This is a genomic window from Bacillus sp. FSL E2-0195, from assembly GCF_038003645.1.
In the GTDB taxonomy this organism is placed as follows: domain Bacteria; phylum Bacillota; class Bacilli; order Bacillales; family Bacillaceae_G; genus Bacillus_A; species Bacillus_A mycoides.
In genome coordinates this window covers 555355-582041 of record NZ_JBBOPN010000001.1, presented here as the reverse complement: position 1 = coordinate 582041, position 26687 = coordinate 555355, and the positions used below count along the sequence as shown (strand labels likewise).

21 protein-coding genes and 2 pseudogenes are annotated in these 26687 nt (G+C 35.0%); 7 read left to right on the top strand and 16 right to left on the bottom strand.

What is annotated here, in order from left to right; genetic code table 11:
• Positions 1 to 88 precede the first annotated feature (88 nt).
• Together MHH59_RS02980 and fdhF are read right to left on the bottom strand one after the other, a co-directional pair.
• Positions 89 to 571, bottom strand: coding sequence for a DUF1641 domain-containing protein (locus tag MHH59_RS02980; protein ID WP_002010449.1), 483 nt, complete (start codon positions 569 to 571; stop codon positions 89 to 91).
• 12 nt (positions 572 to 583) lie between these two features.
• Positions 584 to 3526 carry a formate dehydrogenase subunit alpha gene (gene fdhF, locus MHH59_RS02975; protein WP_340850810.1) on the bottom strand — a complete coding sequence of 981 codons (2943 nt, stop codon included), beginning with the start codon at positions 3524 to 3526 and terminating at the stop codon, positions 584 to 586.
• A 295-nt stretch (positions 3527 to 3821) separates the two neighbouring features.
• On the opposite strand from fdhF, the gene fdhD reads away from it, so the two are divergent.
• Together fdhD and MHH59_RS02965 are read left to right on the top strand one after the other, a co-directional pair.
• Positions 3822 to 4628 (top strand): formate dehydrogenase accessory sulfurtransferase FdhD, encoded by an 807-nt coding sequence (gene fdhD, locus MHH59_RS02970; protein ID WP_033727980.1) that lies wholly within the window; start codon positions 3822 to 3824, stop codon positions 4626 to 4628.
• A gap of 501 nt (positions 4629 to 5129) precedes the next feature.
• A complete protein-coding gene (locus MHH59_RS02965; protein ID WP_000405886.1) occupies positions 5130 to 5636 on the top strand; it encodes a GNAT family N-acetyltransferase in 507 nt (168 codons plus the stop codon).
• Between the two features lie 362 nt (positions 5637 to 5998).
• Here MHH59_RS02965 and MHH59_RS02960 read toward each other — a convergent pair whose 3' ends face one another.
• On the bottom strand, positions 5999 to 6121 hold the full coding sequence (locus tag MHH59_RS02960; protein WP_002125145.1) for a hypothetical protein: 123 nt from the start codon (positions 6119 to 6121) through the stop codon (positions 5999 to 6001).
• A 329-nt stretch (positions 6122 to 6450) separates the two neighbouring features.
• Here MHH59_RS02960 and MHH59_RS02955 point away from each other — a divergent pair, with 329 nt between their 5' ends.
• The 3 genes from MHH59_RS02955 (at position 6451) to MHH59_RS02945 (ending at position 9322) form a co-directional block, all read left to right on the top strand.
• Positions 6451 to 7122, top strand: coding sequence for a response regulator transcription factor (locus MHH59_RS02955; protein WP_002010439.1), 672 nt, complete (start codon positions 6451 to 6453; stop codon positions 7120 to 7122).
• A gap of 77 nt (positions 7123 to 7199) precedes the next feature.
• Positions 7200 to 8663, top strand: a complete 1464-nt coding sequence (locus tag MHH59_RS02950) for a sensor histidine kinase (protein WP_016121438.1) — start codon at positions 7200 to 7202, stop codon at positions 8661 to 8663.
• 146 nt (positions 8664 to 8809) lie between these two features.
• Positions 8810 to 9322, top strand: coding sequence for a GNAT family N-acetyltransferase (locus MHH59_RS02945; RefSeq protein ID WP_000351210.1), 513 nt, complete (start codon positions 8810 to 8812; stop codon positions 9320 to 9322).
• Between the two features lie 33 nt (positions 9323 to 9355).
• On the opposite strand, the gene pdxR is transcribed toward MHH59_RS02945, so the two are convergent.
• The gene (gene pdxR / locus MHH59_RS02940) at positions 9356 to 10756 is read right to left on the bottom strand and encodes a MocR-like pyridoxine biosynthesis transcription factor PdxR (RefSeq protein WP_078178071.1); all 1401 of its coding nucleotides are present in this window, start codon (positions 10754 to 10756) and stop codon (positions 9356 to 9358) included.
• A gap of 120 nt (positions 10757 to 10876) precedes the next feature.
• On the opposite strand from pdxR, the gene MHH59_RS02935 reads away from it, so the two are divergent.
• Positions 10877 to 11803, top strand: a complete 927-nt coding sequence (locus MHH59_RS02935; protein WP_340850807.1) for a DMT family transporter — start codon at positions 10877 to 10879, stop codon at positions 11801 to 11803.
• Positions 11804 to 11984: 181 nt separating this feature from the next.
• The gene (locus tag MHH59_RS02930; RefSeq protein WP_002010428.1) at positions 11985 to 12509 is read left to right on the top strand and encodes a DUF4871 domain-containing protein; all 525 of its coding nucleotides are present in this window, start codon (positions 11985 to 11987) and stop codon (positions 12507 to 12509) included.
• A gap of 293 nt (positions 12510 to 12802) precedes the next feature.
• Here the strand turns inward: MHH59_RS02930 and MHH59_RS02925 are convergent, their stop codons facing one another.
• The 12 genes and pseudogenes from MHH59_RS02925 to MHH59_RS02875 all read right to left on the bottom strand — a co-directional run bounded on the left by MHH59_RS02925 (position 12803) and on the right by MHH59_RS02875 (position 26667).
• Complete coding sequence (locus MHH59_RS02925) at positions 12803 to 14005, bottom strand: NAD(P)-dependent malic enzyme (protein WP_002125135.1); 1203 nt, start codon at positions 14003 to 14005, stop codon at positions 12803 to 12805.
• A 59-nt stretch (positions 14006 to 14064) separates the two neighbouring features.
• Entirely contained in the window at positions 14065 to 15411 is a 1347-nt protein-coding gene (locus MHH59_RS02920; protein WP_002063728.1) for a 2-hydroxycarboxylate transporter family protein, read from the bottom strand.
• A gap of 122 nt (positions 15412 to 15533) precedes the next feature.
• Positions 15534 to 16241 (bottom strand): response regulator, encoded by a 708-nt coding sequence (locus MHH59_RS02915; protein ID WP_002063727.1) that lies wholly within the window; start codon positions 16239 to 16241, stop codon positions 15534 to 15536.
• Positions 16242 to 16243: 2 nt separating this feature from the next.
• Positions 16244 to 17848: a sensor histidine kinase gene (locus MHH59_RS02910; RefSeq protein ID WP_078178075.1), complete on the bottom strand. Its 1605-nt coding sequence runs from the start codon at positions 17846 to 17848 to the stop codon at positions 16244 to 16246.
• A gap of 78 nt (positions 17849 to 17926) precedes the next feature.
• A complete protein-coding gene (locus MHH59_RS30790) occupies positions 17927 to 18745 on the bottom strand; it encodes a methyl-accepting chemotaxis protein (protein ID WP_434087954.1) in 819 nt (272 codons plus the stop codon).
• 120 nt (positions 18746 to 18865) lie between these two features.
• Positions 18866 to 19768 (bottom strand): annotated as a pseudogene (locus tag MHH59_RS30785) (HAMP domain-containing protein); the annotation flags it as partial.
• 437 nt (positions 19769 to 20205) lie between these two features.
• Entirely contained in the window at positions 20206 to 20934 is a 729-nt protein-coding gene (locus MHH59_RS02900; protein WP_078178077.1) for a C39 family peptidase, read from the bottom strand.
• Positions 20935 to 20977: 43 nt separating this feature from the next.
• Positions 20978 to 21799, bottom strand: a complete 822-nt coding sequence (locus tag MHH59_RS02895) for a hypothetical protein (protein WP_002063724.1) — start codon at positions 21797 to 21799, stop codon at positions 20978 to 20980.
• A 235-nt stretch (positions 21800 to 22034) separates the two neighbouring features.
• Complete coding sequence (locus MHH59_RS02890) at positions 22035 to 23273, bottom strand: sensor histidine kinase (RefSeq protein ID WP_340850803.1); 1239 nt, start codon at positions 23271 to 23273, stop codon at positions 22035 to 22037.
• A gap of 11 nt (positions 23274 to 23284) precedes the next feature.
• Positions 23285 to 23956: a response regulator transcription factor gene (locus MHH59_RS02885; protein ID WP_078178087.1), complete on the bottom strand. Its 672-nt coding sequence runs from the start codon at positions 23954 to 23956 to the stop codon at positions 23285 to 23287.
• Between the two features lie 212 nt (positions 23957 to 24168).
• Positions 24169 to 24871 (bottom strand): annotated as a pseudogene (locus MHH59_RS02880) (metallophosphoesterase family protein).
• Positions 24872 to 25290: 419 nt separating this feature from the next.
• Positions 25291 to 26667 (bottom strand): ABC transporter substrate-binding protein, encoded by a 1377-nt coding sequence (locus MHH59_RS02875; protein WP_002134301.1) that lies wholly within the window; start codon positions 26665 to 26667, stop codon positions 25291 to 25293.
• Positions 26668 to 26687: the final 20 nt, after the last annotated feature.

The window sequence follows — 26687 nt, the reverse complement described above, 5'->3', positions numbered from 1 at the left end:
TAATAATAATATATTCCGCTTAACATGAACACTCTTATACATATAATGAAAAAAGTGATGGCTAATCCCATCACTTTTTTCACTCGCTCTATTTTTTCTCTAGTCCTTGTCCAAATGCTTTTAAGAAACTAAAACCGAATGTAATCGCCCTGTTGATATCTGGATCTTTTAATACTTTAAAGAAATCCATCACTTTTGTTTTCTTTCCGTTTTTCAGCTCATCCGTTGCAAATTGTAATCCAGTGACTAAACTAGATGTTATTTGTTTCGTTATTTCTGGGTCCACTGAAGATAATGCCTCCCCTGCCCCCATCATATTGTTTAATGCGTTTTTTACTGGTTCACGATTCAATTGTTCAACAGCTATTTTGGAAACATCTTCTTTTGCAGCAAGTAAACTAATTGCCGCATCTAAAATTCCAGCTTTTTGCAACTGCGCTAATAGCTGCATCGTCTCTTCTACTGCTTCTCTATTTTCAGCTAGATCATTTAACAACTCATCTGTTACTTGCTGTTTTTTTTCTTCTTCTGTTACAATCTTCTTTTTAATTAAAGTAATCTCTTTTGCCATGATCTCCGCCCCCTAATTCTGGTCCACAAGTGATACGTATTGTTTTCTTTGCCACTTTCGCTCGATTTCAACACCATTTTGCGGATAACGTTTTTTATCTCTCGGGTTTGAAGATGGTAACGGACGATTTCCTTTTTCACGTAATACGCGCAGTTTCACCATTGTTTGTTTATAAGCTGGTGTACACGTATAAATGTCTGTTGCTGTTCCTGTTAAAATATTGATTGCCTCTTCATTTACTGTCGCATGCATCGGCAAATATAACTCATTTCCAGTTACACGATCTGTAACAAGCGCTTGTACTTTGATCTTTCCAAATGGTGATGCTAACTCTACAAGACCACCATCTTTCACATTGCGTTCTTTAGCAAGTTTAGGTGAAATTTCAACAAATACTTCAGACACTTTAGATAAAATACCAGCCGACTTATTCGTCATATTCCCTTCATGGAAATGCTCTAGCATACGGCCATTATTTAATAGTAAATCATACTCATCTGGTGCTATAACTGGCGGAACCCATTCATCTAGTGATAAACGTGCTAGTTTGTCTGGGAAGTTAAATCCATCTACATATAATAATGGTGTATCACTACCATCATGGCTACCCCAACATAAACTATTCCAGCCTTCTAGACGGTCGTACGTCGCTTGAGAGTATAACGGTGCAAGCGATGCAATTTCGTCCATAATTTCACTTGGACTTCCATAATTCCAGTCTCCGCCCAGTGCACGAGCTACTTTTTGTAAAATCCACCAATCTGGTTTTGAATCACCAAGCGGTTTCAATACTTCGTATAATCTTTGAATACGGCGCTCTGTATTCGTAAACGTTCCTTCTTTTTCTAAGCTTGGTGCTGCTGGTAAAATAACATCGGCGAAACGAGCTGTTTTCGATAAGAACATATCTTGAACAACAAGAAAGTCTAAATTCGCTAAAATATGTTGTACATGGTTGGCATTTGAATCTACTAAAGCCATTTCTTCTCCCATAACATACATACCACGCAGTTTTCCTTCTTCGGCCGCAAGTAACATTGCGATATTATTTAATCCCGGTTCTTTCGGAATGGTAGTACCGTATGCTTTTTCAAATTTCGCACGATGCACATCATCTGAAACTGCTTGGTAACCCGGAAGCCAGTTCGGTAATGTCGCCATATCACAAGCACCTTGTACGTTATTATGCCCGCGTAACGGATACGCACCGGCACCAGGACGACGGTAGTTACCTGTCACGAGAAGTAAATTTGAAATTGCTGCCGACGTTGTACTTCCTCCTGTATTTTGAGTTACGCCCATTCCCCAAAGTACACAAGTACCATCTGCTTCATATACCATACGAGCCATTTCTTTTAACTGATCTTTAGAAATCCCTGTGATTTTCTCAGTATAATCAAGTGTATATTTTTCTAGCATTTTGCTATATTCATCAAAGTTCTTTACATTTTCAGCTATGAACTTTTTATCGTGCCAATCTTGATCGATAATGTATTTCGTTATCCCAGCAAGCCATACATAATCCGTCCCTTGACTCGGGTGAACAAATATATCAGCACGCTCCGCCATTTCATGTTTACGAAGGTCTGCGACAATTAGTTTTTGTTCATGTAATTTATGAGCACGCTTCACTCTAGTTGCAAGTACAGGATGTCCTTCTGTTGGATTTGCCCCAACAATAATAACAAGACCTGCCTCAGCAATATCTTTCACTGTTCCAGCATCTCCGCCCATACCGACAGTTTTAAATAAACCGTCTGTTGCTGGAGATTGGCAATAACGGGAACAGTTATCTACATTATTTGTTCCATATATTTGACGAGCTAGTTTTTGCATAAGATAGTTTTCTTCATTTGTTACTTTCGAAGAAGAAATAAACCCAAACGCATCGCTACCATACTCTGATTTAATATGTTGCATATTAGATGCAACAACTTCAAGAGCCTCTTCCCATGAAGCCTCAACAAACATATCCCCTTGGCGAATTAACGGCTTTGTAATACGCTCTTCACTGTTCACAAAGTCCCATCCGAATTTTCCTTTTACACATGTGGAAATACCATTAACCGGTGCATCTGAAACAGGTTGCACTTTTAAAATTTGACGATCTTTCGTCCATACTTCAAATGAACAACCTACACCACAAAATGTACAAACTGTTTTTGTCTTATTAATTTTCGTCTTACGCATCGCGGACTCTACTTCTGAAACTGCTAAAATACTGCTATATCCAGGCTCTACATCTTTTACAAAATCAATCATTGGATTTAGCACATCTGGTTTTAAACCAGTCATAAATCCAGCTTCTCCTAGCATCGTTTTTTCCATTAATGCATTACAAGGACAAACTGTTACACATTGCCCACAGCTAACACAAGACGAGTCATTTATACTCACACCATTGTCCCAAATAACACGTGGACGGTCTAAACTCCAATCAATCGATAAAGTTTCATTCACTTGTAAATTTTGGCATACTTCTACACACTGCCCACAAGCAATACATTGATTTGGATCGTATCGATAGAACGGATGCGACGTATCCACTTCGCATGCACTTACTTTCGGTTCATATGGATATTTCTGTTCTTCAATCTCCATCATATGTACTGTATTATGGACTTTACAGTTACCATTATTGTTATCACATACTGTACAATACAATAAATGATTCTCTAGTATTCGATCCATCGCTTCTGTTTGTGCTTCCTTTGCACGTTCCGATTGCCTCTCAATATGCATGCCATCTTCCAACTTCGTCGAACAGGCACGTAGTAAACTTCCATTCACTTCTACAATACATGTATCACAAGTTTGAATAGGATCTACCTCTGGTACATGACAAATTTGAGGATGTTCTAAATTACCTTCGTTAAACAATTGGAGTATCGTCTTTTCACCTGATACGAAAAATTCTTTACCATCAACGGTTACACGGACTGTCTGTTCTGTCATAGTTTCCCCTCTCCTTACAACTAACTGTACAGCACAATTTTGAATCCGTTTTCATAATTTTGTTGTACATATTTTTGAAGCGCCCTGTTGAAATACTTTCCTTTGGAAGTCGATTCTAGATGTTATAAGGTATAACTACGAAAGCTTGAAAATGTCGCTATTCTACAAATCTATTATATCGTACATATACAATAATAACCAAAATAATCTGCCATCTTCTTGTTAGTAGGTGCTTTTATTTTTTCGATGTTTTATGATAAATATGGAGAAAAATACATATAAAGGGGAATTTAATATGGGGCCTATTCAAGAAACATATACAATTGTACGTTATCAATCTGGTACATTTTCAAAACAAACCGATGAGGTTGTTACGGAATCTCCCATTACAATTAAATTAAATAGCGAAGAATACGTAACAATTGTATGCACTCCTAATTACATTGAAGATATGGTAACCGGTTTTTTAATTTCTGAAGGAATTATTTCTTCTTATAAAGATATTGAAGAATTATGGATCCAAAAAGAAAACGGAATTGTCCATGTAAAATCATCAAAAATTAATCCGCTCTATCAAACTTTATATAATAAACGGTACGTAACTTCTTGTTGCGGGAAAAGTAGACAAGGCTTTGTTTTCGTCAACGATGCAGCAAAAGCAAAAAAGTTACATGATATACATATAACTATTACTCCGGAAGAATGTTTTCACCTAATGACTTCCTTACAACAATCTTCAACTACATTTCGCCAAACGGGTGGTGTGCATAATACCGCTTTATGTGATCGAAATAACATTCTTTTATCAAGAATGGATATCGGAAGACATAATGCGCTAGATAAAATATACGGTCATTGTTTACGAAACAATATCTCTGTTCAAGGGAAAATCATTGCGTTTAGCGGACGCATCTCATCTGAAATTTTGTTAAAGGTTTCAAAAATAGGTTGCGAAATTGTTCTATCTAAATCAGCTCCAACTAAACTAGCTCTGCAACTCGCCCACGATTTAGGTATTACCGTAGTAGGATTTATTCGAAATGGATCTTGCAATATTTATACACATCCGGAACGAATCGATGGCTACAAAATAAACGATTGAATACGTAAAAGAAAGTGAAAATTTAATCAGTGGAGGGTTTTTCCCTCCTCACTGATTATTAGCCCAACCAATCGGGCTTTTACGGGCAATCCGACTCCCACGAATAGTTGGATAAAAATGACTCCTTTACAAAGCGGGAATTTTAGTTATAAAAATGTAACATATTAAAACCTTGAATAGTTAATAAAGTTAATATATAATTTCATTACATAAAGTGAAACTATAATCAGTGGGGGGTGTTCATCCCCCACTGATTATTAGCCTTCACCAATCGGGCTTTTACGGGCAGCCCGACTCCCACCTAACTTCTTTGCTCCAGCCGAATTTCGAGGTAGGAGTTTTACTGCCCACAAATAGCGGGATAAATAAAATGAAAACATAGTAGCATAATCTTTTCATTCTTTTACAAATTAAGAAAGAATAGTCACAGAATACATTTAACTAAACTTAATCTTACAAAGTTAATGAATTAAATTTGAATCAATCTAGGAGGTTACAACTATGGAAATTCGCTTATTAACAACAGAGGACGCAGAAATTTATTTGAAAGTTTGTATGGAAGGTTTAACGAAAAACCCTGAGGCTTTTAGCTCTTCTTATGAAGATGTTCTTAAACATGAAAACCCTGTCGCTGCTATGGCAAAGCGATTAAGCAATCCGGATAAGTATACTCTAGGTGTCTTCAAAGATAATGATTTAGTCGGTATTGCTACTCTAGAAACAAAGCCATTTATTAAGCAAGAGCATAAGGCAAAAATCGGCTCCGTTTTTGTTTCTCCAAAAGCGCGTGGTCTCGGTGCAGGACGAGCTTTAATTAAAGCGATTATTGAAAATGCCGATAAATTACATGTAGAACAGCTCATGCTTGATGTTGTTGCTGATAACACTGCTGCAAAAAAATTATATGAGTCCCTCGGCTTCCAAACTTACGGCGTGCAAGAACGGTCCTTAAAACATAATGGCCAATATTGGGACGAAGAGCATATGGTTTTATTCTTAAATAATTAACATTTAAATATAATTTTTCAAAAGCATCTTCTTATTAATTAAGATGCTTTTTTCATTACAACAATGTAATCTTCATGTCACCTTTATCGATCGTTCCAATCCTTTCCATTCGTTATACTAAAAATATAAAGTGAAACTTTACTCAGCGAGGAGGATCCATCTCCCGCTAATTATTAAGTAAACGTATAGCAAGCAATTGATATGTAGAGGAGAATGTAACATGAAACAAAACAAACAAGCTATCTTTTTAATATTTGCTACAGCAATTGTAACTTCTGGATTAGCAATTTTACCTTGGTTTATTATATAGAATACATAAAAAAAGCTTATTGCTTCTTAAGAAGCAATAAGCTTTTTTTCTATTATAAAATCCCGAAAAATTTATTTACACAACTTATCATAATAAGCATAGATACCGCAACACACATTACAACCGCATTACGATCTTGCTTTTCTTTTTGTAAATGCTCTACTTTTTTACTCATGTGTACAATCCCCTTTTAAAAAAAGTGTGAGATAGGAAATTTTTCTTATCCGATGCGAGGTGAATACGAAAACCCTCTCTATCTCACATACACAATAGAATGGAATTGTCATTTTATAAATAAAATGACATGACGTTATGTCGCAACATAGGGTATTTGTGTCGCTACGTTTTCTATTATAAAAAATAGTTGTGCAAAACTAGTGCATTTTTTATGTCAATTGCCCTGATTGAAAAAATCAGCCATCCATTCAATCACATAAAAAGAGTTTTTTATTATTTTCATGTAAACTATACAAGTAGAATGAATAGTTTGGGGTGCACAAGATTATGGTGAAAATTTTATTAGTAGACGATGAAGAACGTATGTTACGATTGTTAGATCTGTTCTTAAGCCCTCGTGGCTATTTTTGTATGAAAGCTACTTCTGGCCTTGAAGCGCTAGAATTAATCGAACAAAAGGACTTCGATATTATTTTATTAGATGTTATGATGCCGAATATGGATGGGTGGGATACTTGCTATCAAATCCGTCAAATTTCCAACGTTCCAATTATTATGCTAACAGCTCGCAACCAAAATTATGATATGGTCAAAGGCCTGACCATGGGAGCAGATGACTATATTACAAAACCATTTGATGAGCATGTATTAGTTGCACGAATTGAGGCCATATTACGCCGTACGAAGAAAGACGGATTTGTTAGCTTCAATGGTATTGAGTGGGATAAAACGAAACATACTGTTACCGTTTATGGTGAAAGAATCTCACTAACTCCTATTGAATTCTCGTTACTTGGACTCTTTTTACAAAATACAAACCGTGCTTACAGCCGTGATGATTTAATTGAAAAAATTTGGGGATATCAAACAGACATCGAATACAGAACTATCGATTCACATATTCGTAATATCCGTGATAAATTACGCAAAAAAGAATTTCCAGTTGAAGATTACTTAGAAACCGTCTATAAAGTCGGATATAAATGGAAAAGTGAATAATTACTTTAATCAGTGGGGATGGATAAAACCCCACTGATTAAAGTTTCACTCTATATGAAATAAGGTATGGTGAGAAAATGAGCAAACTTTCCCTTAAAGTTGGGACATACTTTTTAATATTAGCTTTATGTATTGAGACAATCGCTTTCGTATCTTTTTATAAGAACCTTTCAAACATACGCATTGAAGAGGAAACTCTTGCTCTTTTAGAGAAAGGAAATCGCTATAGTAAAATGATTAAAAACCGCGCGAAGTGGGGTGCATATTCTAAAGAAAAGAAACTCACAGAAAGCGCTGAACACAGTAAACGGCCTAAACGTGCTGTGTACCCCGAGTTTGATATCAACACTGCGGCTGAACACTTAGTTGAATCAGAATTAATTGCTAACTCTGATATAGCTATCATTATAACAGACAATAACGGCAAAATTATTTCTACCTCAGAACCCGTAACGAAAGAAATGCAAAAACAACTTACTTGTAAAACTGAGACTATCCCAGAAGGTGGATTAATCGTTGAAAAAAACTGGAAAAAATCAAAATTCATCTCAACAGTAAGCCCGCTGGAAATTCAAGGATTTCAAGGTAAGTTATATATGTTATTAAAGACATCTTTCTTAGAAAATATGTTACTTAAACTCATGAATCAATTTCTTATCATTAGTGTTTTGACAATTATTTTAACTACTATTTCTGTCTTTGTTTTTTCTCGTGTTATTACAGAACCGCTTATAAAAATGAAGCGGGCGACAGAAAAAATGTCAAAATTAAATAAGCCGATTCAATTAGGAATTAAACGAAATGATGAACTTGGAAGCTTAGCAAAAACGATTGAAGATTTATCTAGTGAACTTACGTATATGAAAAAAGAACGAAACGAATTTCTCGCTAGTGTAGCGCATGAATTACTAACTCCATTAACCTATATGAAAGGTTATGCAAAGGTAGCAAAAAGAGATTCTCTAACGAAAGAAGAACGTGAAGAATACTTACAAATCATTGAAGACGAAACGGATAGTGTAACCGATCTCGTACAAGATTTATTTATGCTTGTACAATTAGAGCAACACCAGTTTGTTATAAAAAAACAAAAAGTAATTCTTAAACCATTTTTAGAACGAATGGTTGAAAAAACAAAAACAACATTAACAAACAAACAAATGCAACTCCATGTACATTGCAAAGATGATTTAGAAGTTTGCATAGACGAAAGACGTATGGAACAAGTTATGTTAAATTTATTACACAATGCTTATCAACATTCACCAGAAAACACTTCTATAATAATACGTGTACTAACCAGTGCGAATACTTTTACAATAAGTGTACAAGATGAAGGTGAAGGTATTCCAAAAGAAGATATCCCACATGTTTTTGATCGCTTTTACCGTGTCGATAAATCCAGAACACGAGCTACAGGTGGAAAAGGTATCGGACTGGCTGTTGCAAAAGAAATTGTAGAACTTCATAATGGTTCTATTGAAGTTAAAAGCGAATTAGAAGTCGGAACAGAATTTATAATTGAATTACCATTTGTATAATATATGCGTGAAATCACCAGTAGTAGTCAACACTACTGGTGCTATTTTATTTATAAAACCAACTATTATAAGCTAAGCTTTTGAAATTATTCTTATTTCAATATAAAATATAGGTACAACTGTCAAAGATTTGGAGGGTGATATAATTGGATATCCATGTATTAACAAAAGACGAAGCAGAAATTTACTTAGAACTTCGAGTAGAAGGGTTAAAACAAAACCCGGAAGCTTTCAGCTCTTCTTATGAAGATATTATTAATAAAGAGTGTGCTATTGAATATAAAGCCCAAAAATTAGCACAAGATGAGAACTATACACTAGGTGCATTTAAAGATGGAGAATTAATCGGAGTTGCAACACTGGAAACGAAACCATATGTAAAACAAGAACATAAAGCGAAAATTGGTTCAGTATACGTGTCTCCAAAAGCACGCGGACTTGGAGCGGGAAAAGCACTTATTAAAGAATGTCTTGAGCTTGCTAAATCTTTAGAAGTAGAGCAAGTTATGCTTGATGTTGTTGTTGGCAACGATGGTGCAAAAAAACTTTACGAGTCATTAGGGTTTAAAACATTTGGTGTGCAAGAACGTTCATTAAAATATAACGGACAATATTGGGATGAAGAGCATATGGTTCTTTTCCTAGATGAAGAAAAATAATAAAAAACATCCTCGCATTTATGAGGATGTTTTTTACTTTTTTATAAACCATGCCTTATTTAATAATTGAATCGCTTTCGCGATTTCTTCTTCTGATAAAATCGCAAATCCAAGTAGCACTATATTTTTAGGTGCAGTACCGTCTTTATAGTACGTAGACACAGGGTATATTTTGATACTATGTTTCGCAGCTTCTTTAATTAATTCTTCTTCCCGCATTCCATTATGCACCTTTAATAAAATGTGCAATCCTGAATCTTCTCCTATCACTTCAACACGATTTGAGAAGTACTTTTCTAGTTCAAAAACAAGTCGATCTCTCTTCTTTCGATAGACGACACGCATTTTATGAATATGTTTTTCCCAATACCCTTCACTTAAAAACCTTCTAATCACTTCTTGATCCATTCTTGAAACACTTTGTGTATAAAATAAATATTGTTGTTGATACTTTTTAATCAATTTCTTTGGTAACACCATATAGCTCATCCGTAATGATGGCAACAATGCTTTAGATAGCGTCCCCATATAAATAACTTTCCCGTCTGTATCTAACCCTTGCAGTGCCGGTATAGGTTTTCCCGAATAACGAAATTCACTATCGTAATCATCTTCAATAATATACCTACCTTCTTCTTTCTTCGCCCATTTTAAAAGCTGCATCCTTCTCGTGATAGGCATAATCATTCCGTACGGAAACTGATGGGAAGGAGTAACAAATACAACGTTCGCATCACTATTCTCTAAATCTACAATACAAATTCCATCTCTATCCAAAGATAACATTTGAACTCTTTTTTCTCCCTGTTCAAAAACAACCATTTTTCTATGATACCCTGGATTTTCAACTGCATAATTACTTCCCTTTAATAATTGAAACAGTAGTTTCACTAATATTTGTGTTCCCGCTCCTAATACGATTTGACTAGCTGCACAACGCACACCTCTAGATTCATACAAATAGTTCGCAATTTCTTCTCTTAAGCTCCATTCTCCTTGTGGGTGACCAAGAAAGAGCAACTCATTATTATGAGGCTGCCATACGTCATTTATAATTTTCCGATACATATTGAACGGAAAAGCATTTGTATCGACTCCTGTTTGTGTGAAATCAAATTTATAATCCCTCTCCTGAAAGGATACTTCTTCTATTCTCTCTTCGTTTTCTTCTACATGAACCATTTGCTCAACCTTACATACAAAATAACCTTTTCTCGAAATTGACTCAATATAACCTTCTGCAAGTAATTGCTCGTAAGCCGCCTCTACTGTATTTTTACTTACTTGTAAATGTGTTGCTAACTTTCGCTTAGCCGGTAATTTCGTAAAAGATAGAATCGTTCCATCTTTAATTTCTTTTTTTATATACTCATACAACTGCACATACAATGCCTTCTTACTATTCATATTTAAATTAGGCGTTAATTCTAACATAATATCTGACCCCTTAATAAAACTAAAATCTGATACTTTTTACAGTACCAGATTTTATATATAATTCCTTTTATCATGTCACACATAAAAAATCAAATACTAAAGAGGAGATGCATGATCATGAACAAAAGTAGACGTATCGGACTCATTATGATTATTACAGGAGCCACATTATGGGGATTATCTGGACCGATGATTCAATGGCTATTTCAACATACGAACGTATCATCAATTGATTTTTTAACAATTCGCTTGTTGCTTGCAGGAGTATTTATTTTGTCTTTCTTACTAATAAAGAAACAAAACATATTTCAAATTTGGAAACACCCTAGACATTCTATACAGCTTATTATTTTCTCTATTCTTGGCATGCTCGGTGCGCAATACGCCTTTATCGAAACAGTTCATATTAGTAATGCGGTCACAGCAACACTCTTTCAATTTCTAGGCCCTGTTCTTATTACTATTTACATTGCGTTTGAGCAAAAGAAATTCCCTGCTTCTATGCAAATACTCGCAATTATAACTGCTCTAACAGGGACATACTTTATTATTACAAACGGTTCAATTGAAAATATTGTTTTATCTAAAGCAGCTATTACTTTCGGCCTATTAACAGCGATTGGTTTTGCGTTTTATACCCTTCATCCGGCTTCCCTTATTAAAGAATGCGGAACAACTATAGTAATTGGCTGGGGGATGTTAATTGGAGGGATTGCACTGCTTATTTGTAATCGTTCTTTTGGATGGAATCAGATTTCGCAAACTTTCACACTTCAAACTTTTTCTATGCTTATTCTTATCATTATAAGCGGCACTCTTTCTTTCCTTCTTTATATCGGTAGTCTTAAATATTTAGCAGCAACAGAAACAAGTATTTTATCTAGCATTGAACCACTTGTAGCTGCCATCGTTTCAATCGCTTGGCTTAATGAGTCTTTTGGAGCATATCAATTATTAGGCGGAGTATGTATCGTCCTTTCTGTTATTTTCTTAACAATGCCTCAAAAAGAGAGAGAACCAACCTTTTCAACTGAACAAATATAAAGTGAAACTTTAATCAGTGGGGGGTTCCATCCCCCACTGATTATTAGCCCTCACCAATTGGGATAGAAAATGTCAAAAGAGGTCGTACAAAACTTACGACCTCTTTTTATGATTTAAAGGAATTGTCTCGTCTTCTAGCAAATACAATTACACTAACAATAAAAATTAGGAGTGTGGCACCATGAAAAAAATCGGAACTATGCTACTTTTCTCCTTCCTCATTACTGGCTGCGCGCAATCGCAACCCGATTCAAATGTACCTAAAAAAGAAGTAATAGAAACGTCATCCTCTCAAATTAACGCACCTTCCTTTTTTCACCTTAGTGTCTTAAAAGATGTAAATTGGGAAGAAGCACCATCATTCGTAGAAGGAAAAATACCGTTAAAAGGCATTGAAAGAAAAATTGCAATGGCTGATAGCTCTATTATCGCAAATGAGCAAAATGAAATAATGTGGTTCTTCCTGGATCCTGAAATGCCAACTGGAAAACTATCTATTATCGCGTTAAAACAAGGAACTACAACTCCAACACCAGTACTCTTTCAAAAAGAAACCTCTAAACAAACTTGGACTACTTCAAATACAGTCGATACAACCGTAAAGGAACTCCCTCTCGTAATGTCACTACCTTCATCTGGATTATGGGTATTAAACATATATGTGAATGAAAGATATTATGATCAATTTGTAATCAATGCCGAATAAAGTGACAAAACTGAAACACTTCCTTACAACAATGTAATTTCTACGTCACGTACTTCGATAGGTGGATTATCTCTCTTCTCTTATACTTAAAGTAAGAAATGACGCGAGGAGAGATGAGAGATGAAAAAAATGATAGAAGTGATCGTAGCAGTAACTGAGGTTTTAATAAATGGTAAACAAGTTGCAATGGAGTTAAATAAATAATGAACGGGGCTTGAATAAATTTACACTTCTTCATTATTTTGATTTCTTATCTCAAAAAAAGCAGTGCCTTTTTAAGGCGCTGCTTTTGACTATTTATAACTTGGCATTTTCGTAATCTGTGCCACACCTGAATCAATGGCTGCTTTCGCTACTACTTCTGCAACACTTGGAACAACTCTTTTATCTAATGGATTGGGAATTACATAATTCGCATTACGCTCTTCGTCCGTAATTATGTTAGCGATCCCATATGCTGCTGCTAATTTCATCTCTTCTGTAATATCAGTCGCGCGTACGTCTAATGCACCACGGAATATACCAGGGAACGCTAATACATTATTTACTTGATTTGAATAATCAGAACGACCAGTTCCAACTACAGCAGCTCCAGCTGCTAATGCGTCCTCTGGGAATATTTCTGGGATTGGATTCGCCATTGCAAACACAATTTGTTTCTCGTTCATCGTCTGTATAAGTTCTTTCGTTAATACGTTTGGAGCAGATACACCGATGAAAATATCAGCTTGATGAATCGCTTCCTTTAATGTTCCACGTACATATTCTCGATTTGTCTTCTTTGAAACTTCGATTTGCGCTTCGTTCATCCATGTTTCACCTTCACAAACAATACCTTCTAAACTAACTAACGTAATGTATTTTGCGCCAGCTTTTAATAATAATTTTCCAATTGCAATTCCTGCCGAACCCGCACCGTTAATAACAATTTTCACATCGTCCATTTGTTTACTTACAACTTTTAATGCGTTAATAACAGCTGCTAAAACAACAATAGCCGTCCCATGCTGATCATCATGAAATACAGGAATATTCGTTTCTTCTTTTAATCGTCTTTCAATTTCAAAGCAACGTGGTGCTGCAATATCCTCTAAATTAATTCCTGCAAATGTAGGCTCTAAATTTTTAACAAGGGTAACGATTTCATCCACATCAGTCGTCCCTAAACATAACGGGAAAGCATCTACATTCGCAAATGTCTTAAATAAAATACTTTTCCCTTCCATAACAGGCATAGCCGCTTTCGGTCCAATATTCCCTAAACCAAGTACTGCAGTTCCATCTGAAACAACTGCAACCATATTACCACGTGCTGTATAGTCATAAGCTGTTTCCTCATCTGCCGCAATTGCTTTACAAGACTCTGCTACCCCCGGTGTATAAGTCAAACTTAAATCGTCCGCTGTATTCACTTCTACTTTACTTGTAATTTCAATTTTCCCTACTAATTCTTTATGCAATAACAATGATCTTTCATTAATTTGTTTTTCTAACATACTTATAATCTCCCCTTAATTTGACAAGCTAGCTATATGAATATAGCTAGCTTGTTTGATCATGAAAACATTTTTAATAAAATTGTCGCTGTTACGACCATTGCAGCCCCACCTAAACGCGTTGAAATTTGTGCGAACGGCATTAATTCCATACGATTTGAAGCTGATAAAATAGCAACATCTCCAGTTCCACCTAAACCACTATGACATCCAGTTACAATCGCTGATTCAACTGGATACATTTTCATCACTTTCCCTACAAGAAAACCTGACGCTACCATTGTAAGAACAACCGATGCGCACACAACAACATATCCTACCGAAAGAACTGCTGCTACGTCTTTTAACGGAATATATAGCAATCCTAAACCGACCATTAATGGCCATGTTAAATTCTTTGAAATGAATTTATATAAATGGAATGCTCCTTGCTCCATTTTTGCTGGCATTAATTTAAAGTATTTCACAAGTGCTGCTGAGAAAATCATAATGATTGCCCCAGGAATACCGATGAACTTAGAAGCAAATCCTCCGAAGATGAAGAACGTACATGCAATTAATAAACCTGCTCCCATTAATGAGAAGTCAATTGGCTTCTCTGTATTTTGTTCTTTTAATAAATCTGCTTGATTGTCTGTTTTCACTAATACACCGTTACCACTAAGCTCCGGTTTCTTCTCACCTAAACGCTTCATATACCCTGCACTCACGATTGCAAACATATTCCCAATAATAGCTGCCGGAATAAGCTGTGATACAAATGTTGCTGATGATTCATTTAAAATATCACTATAAGCTAGCGACAATGGTAAAATCCCTTCCCCGATACCACCACTCACAATTGGTACGATGATAAAGAAGAATGTCTGCTTCATTTCAAATCCAAATAGTGAACCGACTAATAAGCCCACTGCTACAGAAGCTAACGTCCCTACTACTAAAGGAATAAACATACGAACGAAACCCTGCACTAACACTTTACGGTTCATTCCTAAAATACTTCCAACTACTAAACAAGAAATATATAAATATAAAAAGTTCGATTTTTTCATTAACATAGTCGCAGCTTCCATTGAAGCCGGATTCATCCAGTTAAAAAATACAAGTAACGATGGAATAAATAATGAGAGAATTGCTGGACCACCGATATTTTTTAATATCGGAATTCTCATTCCAATATCACCTAAGAAAATACCCATGATCATAATAACTGCAAAACCACCAATCATATCTGCTGGTAATTTATTATATACAGATGCTCCATAAATAATAGCAGCCAATACTACGTATAACGGTAAAGGTATAACACCGATTTTAACGTTCATAATTTTAGAAGCGAAAGATTCACTTTTCAATTCATTGCCTTCAGAAAATGATACCGCTTCCACATTCTTTTGAATTCCCATATGGCACCCCCTTGTTTTCTTAATAACAATATTAAAACGCTTTCAATAGTAAAAATAGTTTTTGTAAGTTTTGTAATTGGTTTTGTAATTAAAAAAAGTATAAGCGACCTATAATAAGTCGCTTATACGTAAAAGTCTATTTTATTCCGGTCAATACACCTTAATTTACTCACCGGTCTTCCCACATTTTGATACACCATTTCATTCTCTAATACTCCGATTTCAGTCAAAAACATTACATACTTTCGAATAGAAACTCTCGAAACCCCTACTAATTGCGCCATTTCATCAGTTGTAAATGCTTGTCCATTAAGCGATGCGATTTTCTGCCAAATGAGTTGCAATGTTTGCTTTGTTAATCCTTTCGGAAGCTCTTTAGTGACAGTTGGCTCTCTTCTTTCTTTTTGCAAAATTAATGAATCTAATTCCGATTGACTAATTTTTTGTTGTTCTTTCATGAAAGTAAATTTTTCTCGATATACAGTTAACGCCTCTTTAAATCGTTCAAATGTAAAGGGTTTAATTAAATAATCTACAACCCCGTATTGTAATGCTTTTTTGATACTTCCCATATCATGCACAGCTGAAATCATCATAATATCAATTTCTTTTTCTTGATTTCGAATATACATTAACAGCTCAAATCCAGTCTCCTCAGGCATAAAAATATCAAGTAATATGAAGTCTACCCGTGACTTCTCTAATACTTCTATCGCTTCTTTAACTGAGTTAACTGCATGAACAAGTTCAAATCCTCCCACTTGCTCTAAATAATGTGTATTTAACATTGCCACCATCGGATCATCTTCTACAATTAAAACTTTAATCATCTTTACCTCTCATCCCTACTATTAGGTATTTCAATTGTTATCGTTGTTCCTTCTCCTACCAATGAATGAATATGAATTTCCCCATTTATTCGCTGTATACTTTCTTTTACAAGATACAAACCATAACCGCGATTATCTCCCTTTGTGGAATAACCTTTTGTAAATAATGCATCCATCTCCTCTTCTTGTATACCTTTCCCCGCATCTTGTACTGTAATAGTTAATGTGTCTGTGTCCCCATACTGTATACCAACTTCAACTTGCTTCTTTTTACAATTCGCTACCGCATCTAACGCATTATCAATTAAGTTTCCGACAATCGTAATAAGTTCATGAATCATACTTTCATCATATATTTCTGGTAAATAAGAGCCTTCACTTATAATTAACTTTATATTTTTCTCTCTAGCATAGCTAAGTTTACCTAATAAAAAACCAGCAAATACTGGGCTTTGAATTTTTTTCATAATCCCCCCTATTTCATATTGATGCTCTGATACCATACTACTTACATATTTCTGCAATTCTTCATACTGTTTCATATGTGTGAGCCCTAATACGACATGCATTTTATTCATAAATTCATGAGATTGTGCCCGTAACGCTTCCGCATATAGCCTAATACCAGTTAGTTCCTCTGCTAATTTTCTAATTTCTGTTTTATCACGAAATGTTGCAATCGCACCAACTATTTCTCCTTTTACATATAAAGGAACACGATTCGTAACAATCGTAATCCCATAAATTTTTTGTTCTTCGTTTAATTGTACCTCTCCTGTTTGCAACACTTCTTTTATACGTGAATTCGGCATATACAATTCAACATCTTTACCAATAAAGTCTTCTTCAAGTCCACTTTTCTTAAATAGCCGTTTTGCTTCATTATTAATTAACGTTACTTTCGCTTCTTTATCTACAGCAATAATACCTTCTTTGACCGATTGTAACATCGTATTTCTTTCTTCAAGAATTTTCGCTATCCTGTGCGGTTCCAGACCAAACAGACTCTTCTTTATATGTCTAGCTAGCAATATCGCTCCTATAATGCCAATTAACAATCCAACTCCGACACCAATATAAATAATATGTCTACTTTCCTTAACTCTTTCTTTTACATTATCTGCTGAAATACCAACAGCAACCGCACCAAGCTGTTCACCTGTGTCAGCAAAAACAGGAACGAATACTCGCATTGAAATCCCTAAAGTTCCTTCTGCTAAAGATACGTGTTCCTTTCCCTTCAATACCGTTCCTTCATCCCCTCCAACGAAATGAAGACCTATTTTTTGAGGATTTGGATGAGACTTTCTTATCCCATCCATGTCCATAACGACAATAAATTGAACACCTGTATTTTTTAATATCCTATTTGTATACGTTTGGATGGCGGATGTATCTGCTTTCCCAATTAAACCATCGATTACCACTGAATCATTCGCCACAATATGTGCAATTGTTTTCGCTTTCTCTGCCTGGCTATCCTCCGTTGTCCGCTCTACATTATGACTAATTAATATATCTGTAACAAGTAAAGAAAAAATTACAACCGTACAAACTAACAATGTAATCGTTTTCCATAAATTCCATAGTCTTTTTCTTTTTTTCATCCCGTTAATGACTCCCCTAATTACTGAATATAAAAATAAGCAAGGTAATATTATTTTCACCTTACTTATTTGCTGTTATTATACTTTAAATTTACTAGTCATTGCTTGTAGTTCTTCGGCCATCTCAGCTAAGTTTTGCGAAGCCGAACTAATTTCTTCCATCGAATTTACTTGTTCTTCTGTTGAAGCTGCAACACTTTGCATACTAGCTGTATTTTCTTCTGCCGCCGCTGCAATTTCATCAATAGCATTTGTTACTTCGTTTGCATCTCCAGCTATACTCTTCGTTGTTTCTACCATTTGATTAACTTGAGAAACAATATGAGTAGTAGAACTTAAAATTTCTGTAAAACTTACTTTCGTTTTTGTTACAACATCTAAGCCTTGTTGAACTTCCCCACTCACATTATCCATTGCCTTAACAGTATGTTCAATATCAGCCTTAATTTCCGTAATTAAATTCGCGATTTCTCCGGATGACTCTCCTGATTGCTCTGCTAACTTTCTTACTTCATCTGCTACAATAGCAAAGCCTCGGCCCTGTTCCCCTGCTCTTGCCGCTTCAATAGCTGCATTTAAAGCTAATAAGTTCGTTTGAGTAGCAATGTTTTGAATTGCTTCAGAAATAGCTCCTACCTGCTTTGATTTCTCATCAAGAAGTTTAATAATAGCATCTGACTGGGATACCGACCTAGAAATAGACTGCATTTGTTTTGCGGTTTGTTCAACTAAATCTTCTCCCTCTTCAGCTCTTTCTCGCGCATGTAATGAGGAAATAGAAATTGACTCTGCGCTTCCAGTTACATCTTGAATTGCTGTATTTACTTGTTGTAATGTAGCCGCGCCTTCTTCAACACCTTGGCTTTGTGATTCAGCCCCACCTGATACTTGTTCCATTGCAATTGTAATTTGATCTGTCGCATCATTCGCTTGCTGTACGCTCGCTGTTAACTCTTCTGCCGATGCTGCAACATGTTCTGCTGAAAAGCTAATTTGGGTGATCACATCTTGTAAAGACGTAGACATTTCATTAAATGCATTCCCTAGTTTCCCTATATCATCCTTGGAATGGATTGTAATTTTTTCTGTTAAATCTCCCTTACTAATTTTATGTGCCGATTCAGCTATTTGTCGTAATGGCCTTGTAATAGAATTTGTAATGAAATAAATTAATACACTACCAAATGCAATAGCGATAGCTATGACAATCAAAGTCTTATAAAACACTGGACTGGCAGCTTGCATAATTTCTTCGTCAAACATAACTCCAACTATTTTCCATCCTGTTTTCTCATTTGTTGTAAAGATTAAATTCTTTTTATCATCTTGTTCTGTATAAGATACATTTCCTTGTTTGTCTTCATAAATTGGTTTAATCCAAGTATCAGTAACCTTTGAACCTGGCTTTCTAGACGGATGACTAACAATTTGCTTATTTTGATCTAAAATAACTGCATAGCCTTTTTCACCAATATTAATCATTTTTGAAACCTTGAGGATGTTATCCAAATTCAAGTTAATACCTATAACACCTTTACCATCTTTTACTTCTTTAGCAATTGTCACTACCATATTTTTTGTAGATGCTGATTGATACGGTGCAGTAACAATTACCTTTCCCTTATTTTCATGCGCTTCTTTATACCATGATCTATCTGTTGGGTTATAGCCATCAGACATTTGAATAAATGGTTCTCTTATAAACTTACCCGTCTGCGTTCCAATATAAATACCTTCTACTTCTGGATGAAGCTTTATATATTGTGCTAACTTCGTTCTTACTATTTCTTCTTGTCCATTTGGATATGTATCCTCTGTTAAGATGTCTGAAAAGTACGTCGCATCAACAAATTTCTCTTCTATATTTTGAGAAATAACAGTATTTAAAACTGAAATATTCTCCTTTGCTTTATCGGTCATTTGATGTTCAAAATTTGTTTTGGCAGTTTGATATGAAACACCACCGATAATAAGTCCTGGTATGGTTAAAATAATAAAAAATGAAATGATTAATTTTTTCTTGATACTCATGCTTTTAACCCAGTTAAATATATTTTGCATAATAAGCCTCCTTTATGTAATAGAACACTTGTGTAATTTTATACAATCAACATGTATAAAACAATATATAATGATAACATGTAATTTTTTTCGTCAATTATGCATTTTTACATATCCACTTCTCCTAAACATTTTAATCCTAAAAAATAAGAGAACTTTAGCTTATTATATAAGCTAAAGTTCTCTTATTTCTTAACAGCTTCTCTTCAAAAAAAAATCTGCAAAACTTCTCTTACAATTCCTTAAATCTTTATCCTTCATCTTATAGTTATATAGTTCATGCTCTTCTTCCTAATTTATTTGGAGTTATTTACATAGCTAATTGCCTGACTCCCCATCTGCACCCATGCCTGTTCAAAGTTTCCTCTTGGCACTTTTACATCTAAGCTATCATCGAGGGGATCTCGAATATATACAGATTCCTTATCGTACCCAACAAGTACAACACAATGTTCATTATACGTAATAGAAACATCCCCACTATTTGTTTCCCATGTAGTAAATTCATCTTCATCTAAAGGAGCATATGTTGCATTCGTAATCATGACTACCGGTTGCCCTGCTTTTACACTCTTATAAATTTCTTCTATACTCTTCCCTGTTAAGTCCACAGCTTTATTAGGTAAATATTTTTTCGCTAACTGAAAAAGTGGTCCGTGATATACACCGTATCCAGATTCAGAAAAGGTATAAATATTCCCTACAAATCCTTCATTCGGATTCCCACGTACACCATCTTCCATAAAATTAACTTTTTTTATTTCATTTGCTAATTTCATCTTATCTACAGAAACACCTGCGTATTGTAACATCATCGCTAAGCTTGTCACTTCGCAGCCTCTCTCTAGCTCTGGTAATTGCTGAATTAAAGGCACATTTGATAACATGACTTTTTCATCGTTATTACTAAACTCTATTCGTTTTTGACTTTGTACACTTGAAAATAGTACCCCCTTTACTTTCTCCACATACTTTGTAATTCCATTTGTATATGCACCCCATACCCCTATACATAGTAAGGCCATACATATATACCACTTCCATTTTCGTATCACTCTCACGCCCTTTTTAATTCGTTAAATACGAATAAAACGCATCAGCATCTGTTTGAATCATCGGTACAAATTTTAGTTCGTTTCCTTTTTCAGGTTGTTCTCGTTTTATTTTTTCCGCTAGCTCTTGAATGCCTATATTCGTTCTATCCATATTAAGCTCATCTGCCATTTCTACTACTTTTTGTTCATTAATTTCTCTTAATACTTGATATATATCTTTGCCGTATAAATCAATATGATATTTTTTTGCTTCTCCCTGCACTTTTTGTTCGTACACTTCTTGTGCTAAATCTTCCATCTCTTTTCCTTTTTGAGAAATACCTAACTTTCCTGCTTCTTCTCTTACTTTCGTTCCATAGATTTCTTCGGCAATGTCTTCTATTTCTTTTCCATTTGTCGAAATACCTAATTTATCCGCTTCATCATTAATTTTAATCGTATTAATTTGAGTAATCAAATTCACAATCGATGTATTATCTATAGATATGCCTAGTTTTGACGCTTCTTGCTTCACTTTTGTTTCATAGATTTCTTCTGAAAGAGTTCCGACATCTTTTCCTTCTGCCGAAATACCTAATTGTTCTGCTTCTCTTCCTACCTCAGTCTCATGAATTTCTTTTTCTAACGTAATTTGTTCTTTCCCATCCGTTTCAATGCCTAACTTTTCCGCTTTTTCTTCCGTATGCATTGCATGTATTTTCCCATCATTTAATTGTTCTTTACTACGCTGCGTGTAATCTGTCTTTCCTTTTTTCATTCCAGAAGGAGAGGCACCCCCTAATATACTTAAACTCATTACTCCAATAGTGAATACCGTCATCATTTTCTTTTGCAAAATTAATTCCTCCCTCTCACGCTTTCTTTTCCCAGCTTTCCCATAATTTTTTTTATACTATACATAAACTTCATCTCTGTTAGAAATAACCTTATGATTTATCCAGTTCATTCAAAAAAACCTTACAGCTTTTCTTTCCATCACAAGCTTCCATGATGTAATACATGATACAAGTTGTTCCTTAACTTTCCCTTAAAAAAAGACGACCTTGTAAAAAACAAGGTCGCCTTCTCACTTATAATCTTTGGTTTTTAGGAAAAATCACTTCAAAACAAGTTCCTTCTCCCCATTTGCTCTCTACCGATATTTTCCCATAATGCTTTTCTACAATCCAATTAGCGATTGAAAGACCTAACCCAGCTCCTTCTGACATACTTCTTGCTTTGTCTCCTTGATAAAAACGATCAAATAAATTTGGAATATCTTCTTCTTTAACTCCTATCCCATTATCTTTCACCCGTATACGAATTGAATTACTCGTTTGTGTGCAATCAATTTGAATATACCCATCTTCATTCGTATACTTCATCGCATTATCTAACAATATGACCATCATTTGATGGATTCTCTCTCTATCACCCATAAACGTTATATCACGTTCTACTTTTAATATCATCGCTTTTTCTTGGTAAGAGGCAATTTCTTTATATGGATTTATAATTTCTTCTAACAACTTATCCAGTTCAAATGTTTTCTTATCCATCTCAATTTGATTAGAATCCGAACGTGCTAACAACAATAAATTGCTAACGAGTTTCGATAGCCGCCTACATTCTTTTGAAATTATAGAGATATCCACGGCTTTTTCTTCTATCGTAGCGGATGGGGACTGGAATAATACATCCGTTTTTGATTGAATAACTGCAAGCGGTGTTCTTAATTCATGTGATGCATCGGAAACGAATTGCTGCTGTTTCTCCCATGAATTTTGAATAGGTATGAGTGCCCTGCCAGCTAGGAAAAAACCGATACCTATTGCACATAGACTGCCTATGCTACAACCTATTATGAGAATTAAAAATAAAGTATTTAGCATTTCTTCTTCAGCTGTTGTATCACGTACAATTTGAACTATTTTTCCATCTTCTTGAAACGCAAACATTCTAAAATATCGTCCTTGCACTTCAATATCTTGCAAATCCCCTACCTTTTTTGGAGAAAACTTTTCCAAATCCCCTTCAAAGTTAGAGCGAAATTTATGGTTATCGCCTTCTATCTCCACTATTTTTCCATTCCAAGTTATTATAGTTATCCGTGGGTCTCGAATTTTGATATTCTCTATACGTTTTCTTGGTGGTGGCATTTTAACATCAAATTTTTCTCTATACTGAGTTATCATTTTTATAGATTGATCCACTTCATTATAAGTACGCTTGTATGTGTACGAATAAATAATACTACCTAATACACCTATTAATAGGATAAATACTAACGAATTCAATATAGTTAGACGAATACGTGTCTTTTGAAACATGCTTCCCTTTCTCATTGTTCTTTTAATATATATCCAATACCACGAACGGTTTGAATATCTTTCTGATAACCGAATGGTTCTAATTTTTTACGTAAATGATGTACATACACTTCTACAATTGCTACTGTCGTATCAGAATCAAATCCCCAAACACGATCAAAAATTTGTTCACGCATTAAAATTTTACCGCTATTTTGAATGAGGTACTCTAGAAGTTCATACTGTTTTAAAGTTAACTTAATTGATTGCCCATCGACTTGTGCGTCTTTGTCTTTTCCAAATAATTCGATTCCTTTATAACAAATTGTTTGTTTTGTTGTTAAACTACCACTTCGTCTTAATAAAGCACGAATTCTCGCTTTTAGTTCTGGTGCTTGAAACGGCTTAACGAGATAATCATCCCCGCCAAAATCCAACCCTTTCACTCGATCTTCTAAAGAATCCCTCGCTGTCAAAAACAGGACTGGTGTTTCAATCTTTTCATCACGTATTTTTTGAATCACTTCAAAACCGTCCATTTCTGGCATCATCACATCAAGCAAAATGGCATCATATATATTCTGTAAAGCTAGAAATAATCCATCTTCTCCATTCAATGCTGTATCTACTTCAAATTCATCGTGTAAAATTTGTACGATAGACTCTATTAAAGAAGCATTATCTTCTACTACAAGTAAGCGCATATTCTCACCTTCCACAATCTATTTCAACTCTCTTTATTATTGCATCTCTTCTCTTCATAACGAAATAATGTAATCATATTATGTAATTTAATTCCCAAATATTCACTTCTAAAGTTTTGCTCGATATAAAATTTTGAACCTTTATTATAAAGGCTCTTTCTTAAATTTTACTTAATAAAAAATTGAAAGAAATAAGATTCCTCTTATCTCTTTCAATTTTTTACTACATATACCTTTTTGCTTGGCAACTCCAAACAATTTAACTGACCACCATACACAGCCCCGCCATCAATCCCAATAATACGATTACTACCAAAATACACTCCGCAATTCTCACTACCATGAAGCGTTTTTGTTTCCGTATGACCAAATACAACAACCTTTTCGCCGCTATATCCATTATGAAATTCATTACGGATCCACATTAATGTATATGGTTCAGATTCAGAAACTCGGTTCATCGGCTCAACACCAGCATGTACAAAGATATACTCTTCTGTTTCAATGTAATGATCTAATTCTTGAATAAACGTTACATGTTCCTCTAATATATGAGATTGTAAAATCGGTTTTTGGAAGTTTTCCTCATTAACCGCAATGTCTTCTTCTACAAATCCATAGCTATATAACGTTCATGGAACCATTCCTTTTTACCCAATGGTTCCATGAACGTTCCTCATCTGTCGTTAACGCCTTAATCATCATATCTTCATGATTTCCCTTTAAAACGAAGGCTCCCTCTTCTTTTAACTCTTTTACCTTTTCAATGACAGCACTTGCATTCGGGCCACGATCTACATAATCCCCCAACAAAATTAGTTGATCCTGTCTTGCATCGTATTGAGCTTCTTCCAATAACTGTTCGAACTTTTCTATTTCTCCATGAATATCACTAATAACAAGTATTCTCTTCATTTCTTCTCCTTCTTTCTAAACCATTCTCTTTCTAATTATAGATTAAAATGAAGGAAATTTCTGAATACTAATCAGAAATAACATTTATTACAAATAAAACTATTATCCTTACAATACTGTAAGTCTCTTGTCATTCAATTCGATAGTTGCAATTACTATATTTCCTTATACTAAAAGTAAGAAATGAAACAAAAAACAAGGAGAGATGAGATATGAAAAAAGTGATGGAAGTTGTAGTAGCGGTAGCAGAGGTTTTCGTAAATGGTAAACAAGTTGCAATGGAGTTAAACAAATAATGAAAAAGACAATATTCGTTCTAGATCCTTTACTCATATAAAAGAGATAAGAGTTCATCATTTCTTTGATCCCTTATCTCCCTGTAAAGAAAGCCGCATCCTGAACAAGGATGCGGCTTTCTCTTATTTTTGACTCGTACGAGCTGAAATACTAATTGCTCTATCTGTTGTTTTTGCAGCTTCATCTAACGCTTCTTTACTATTTTTCCCGTCATACATTGCTTCTAATGCTTTTACGACTGCATCTCTTGATTCTGGGAATACACTAATTAATGCACCTTGAGTTGCTGGAGATTGCTTCGTTGCTTGTAATTGCTCTACCGTTACTTTTAACTGCGGATACTTTTCATACTGCTCTTTTACTAACGGCTCATTATATGCATCTGGATTAATTGAGAAATATCCTGTTGCAGTATGCCATTTTGCTTGTACATCTGGCTTCGTTAAATATTTCATAAAGTCCCAAGCACCTTGCTGCGTTTCTTCTGAAACCATATTCGTCATCCATAATGAAGCACCGCCAATAACAACACCATTTTGTTTCGAATCTTCTGGATACGGAATATACGAAACGCCTACATTAAACTTAGATGCATCAATTAAATCACGAACACCAGCTGAAGAATCTAAATACATAGCAACTTGTCCAGACTGGAACGCAGCACGAATATCATCCCAACTTGCTCCATACTTTCCAAGTGCACCAGCTTTATTTAATTCATCTAACATCCCAAATACTTTTTGACCTTCTTTTCCGTTAAATACCGCTTTCTTTGCAGCATCTTTACGGCCGTTTTCGTTGTCTACATATAAAGCACCTTGTGTCGCTAACAACTCTTCAAAGAACCAACCATAATTCAGCATTGAAAATCCATACTGCTTTACATTTCCGCCTTCTTTAATCGTTAACTTTTTCGCCGCTTCTTTTAACTCATCATATGTTTGCGGAGCTTTCTCTGGATCTAATCCAGCCTTCGCGAAAGCATCCTTATTATAAATTAATACTGGTGTAGATGAATTAAACGGCATAGAATACATTTTTTCATCAACTGAATAATAGTTCGTAATTGCTTTTTCTAATTTTGATGTATCGTACTTATCTTTTTTAATCCAGCTATCGATAGGCGTAATCTTTTTGCTATCAATCATATACTTCGTTGTAATTTCACTCGATTGAACAAGAGCTGGCGCTTCTTTCGTTGCAGACATCGTTTTAAATTTCGTTAAAGACTCTTCGTATGTTCCTTGGAACTCTGCCTTTATCTCGTATTTATTCTGCGACTTATTATAGTCTGCAACAAGCCCATCTAGTACACCTTGTGTTTTTCCACCCATTGCATGCCAGAAACGAATTACAGTTTTATCACCATTCTTTTCAACTGGAGCTACTTTTGCCTGTGCTTCAGGTTTCCCCTCTGTTTTACTATTTGAACAAGCTGCGCCGGTTAATGCCATTGTGGCTGCCATTAAAAGAGCAGCACTTTTTTTCAATAAACTCATCTCAATCCCACCTTTTCCTA

Excerpts from the sequence above, each read along its gene's own strand:
- MHH59_RS02980 (WP_002010449.1), bottom strand. The coding sequence starts at position 571 with ATGGCAAAAGAGATTACTTTAATTAAAAAGAAGATTGTAACAGAAGAA.
- MHH59_RS02915 (WP_002063727.1), bottom strand. The coding sequence starts at position 16,241 with ATGATTAAAGTTTTAATTGTAGAAGATGATCCGATGGTGGCAATGTTA.
- pdxR (WP_078178071.1), bottom strand. The coding sequence starts at position 10,756 with ATGTTAGAATTAACGCCTAATTTAAATATGAATAGTAAGAAGGCATTG.
- MHH59_RS02935 (WP_340850807.1), top strand. The coding sequence starts at position 10,877 with ATGAACAAAAGTAGACGTATCGGACTCATTATGATTATTACAGGAGCC.
- MHH59_RS02890 (WP_340850803.1), bottom strand. The coding sequence starts at position 23,273 with ATGTTTCAAAAGACACGTATTCGTCTAACTATATTGAATTCGTTAGTA.
- MHH59_RS30790 (WP_434087954.1), bottom strand. The coding sequence starts at position 18,745 with ATGGAACAAGTATCAGGTGGGGCTGAATCACAAAGCCAAGGTGTTGAA.
- MHH59_RS02965 (WP_000405886.1), top strand. The coding sequence starts at position 5,130 with ATGGAAATTCGCTTATTAACAACAGAGGACGCAGAAATTTATTTGAAA.
- MHH59_RS02925 (WP_002125135.1), bottom strand. The coding sequence starts at position 14,005 with ATGTTAGAAAAACAAATTAATGAAAGATCATTGTTATTGCATAAAGAA.
- MHH59_RS02920 (WP_002063728.1), bottom strand. The coding sequence starts at position 15,411 with ATGGGAATTCAAAAGAATGTGGAAGCGGTATCATTTTCTGAAGGCAAT.
- fdhD (WP_033727980.1), top strand. The coding sequence starts at position 3,822 with ATGGGGCCTATTCAAGAAACATATACAATTGTACGTTATCAATCTGGT.
- MHH59_RS02950 (WP_016121438.1), top strand. The coding sequence starts at position 7,200 with ATGAGCAAACTTTCCCTTAAAGTTGGGACATACTTTTTAATATTAGCT.
- MHH59_RS02885 (WP_078178087.1), bottom strand. The coding sequence starts at position 23,956 with ATGCGCTTACTTGTAGTAGAAGATAATGCTTCTTTAATAGAGTCTATC.
- MHH59_RS02955 (WP_002010439.1), top strand. The coding sequence starts at position 6,451 with ATGGTGAAAATTTTATTAGTAGACGATGAAGAACGTATGTTACGATTG.
- MHH59_RS02960 (WP_002125145.1), bottom strand. The coding sequence starts at position 6,121 with ATGAGTAAAAAAGTAGAGCATTTACAAAAAGAAAAGCAAGATCGTAAT.
- fdhF (WP_340850810.1), bottom strand. The coding sequence starts at position 3,526 with ATGACAGAACAGACAGTCCGTGTAACCGTTGATGGTAAAGAATTTTTC.
- MHH59_RS02930 (WP_002010428.1), top strand. The coding sequence starts at position 11,985 with ATGAAAAAAATCGGAACTATGCTACTTTTCTCCTTCCTCATTACTGGC.
- MHH59_RS02875 (WP_002134301.1), bottom strand. The coding sequence starts at position 26,667 with ATGAGTTTATTGAAAAAAAGTGCTGCTCTTTTAATGGCAGCCACAATG.
- MHH59_RS02910 (WP_078178075.1), bottom strand. The coding sequence starts at position 17,848 with ATGAAAAAAAGAAAAAGACTATGGAATTTATGGAAAACGATTACATTG.
- MHH59_RS02900 (WP_078178077.1), bottom strand. The coding sequence starts at position 20,934 with ATGGCCTTACTATGTATAGGGGTATGGGGTGCATATACAAATGGAATT.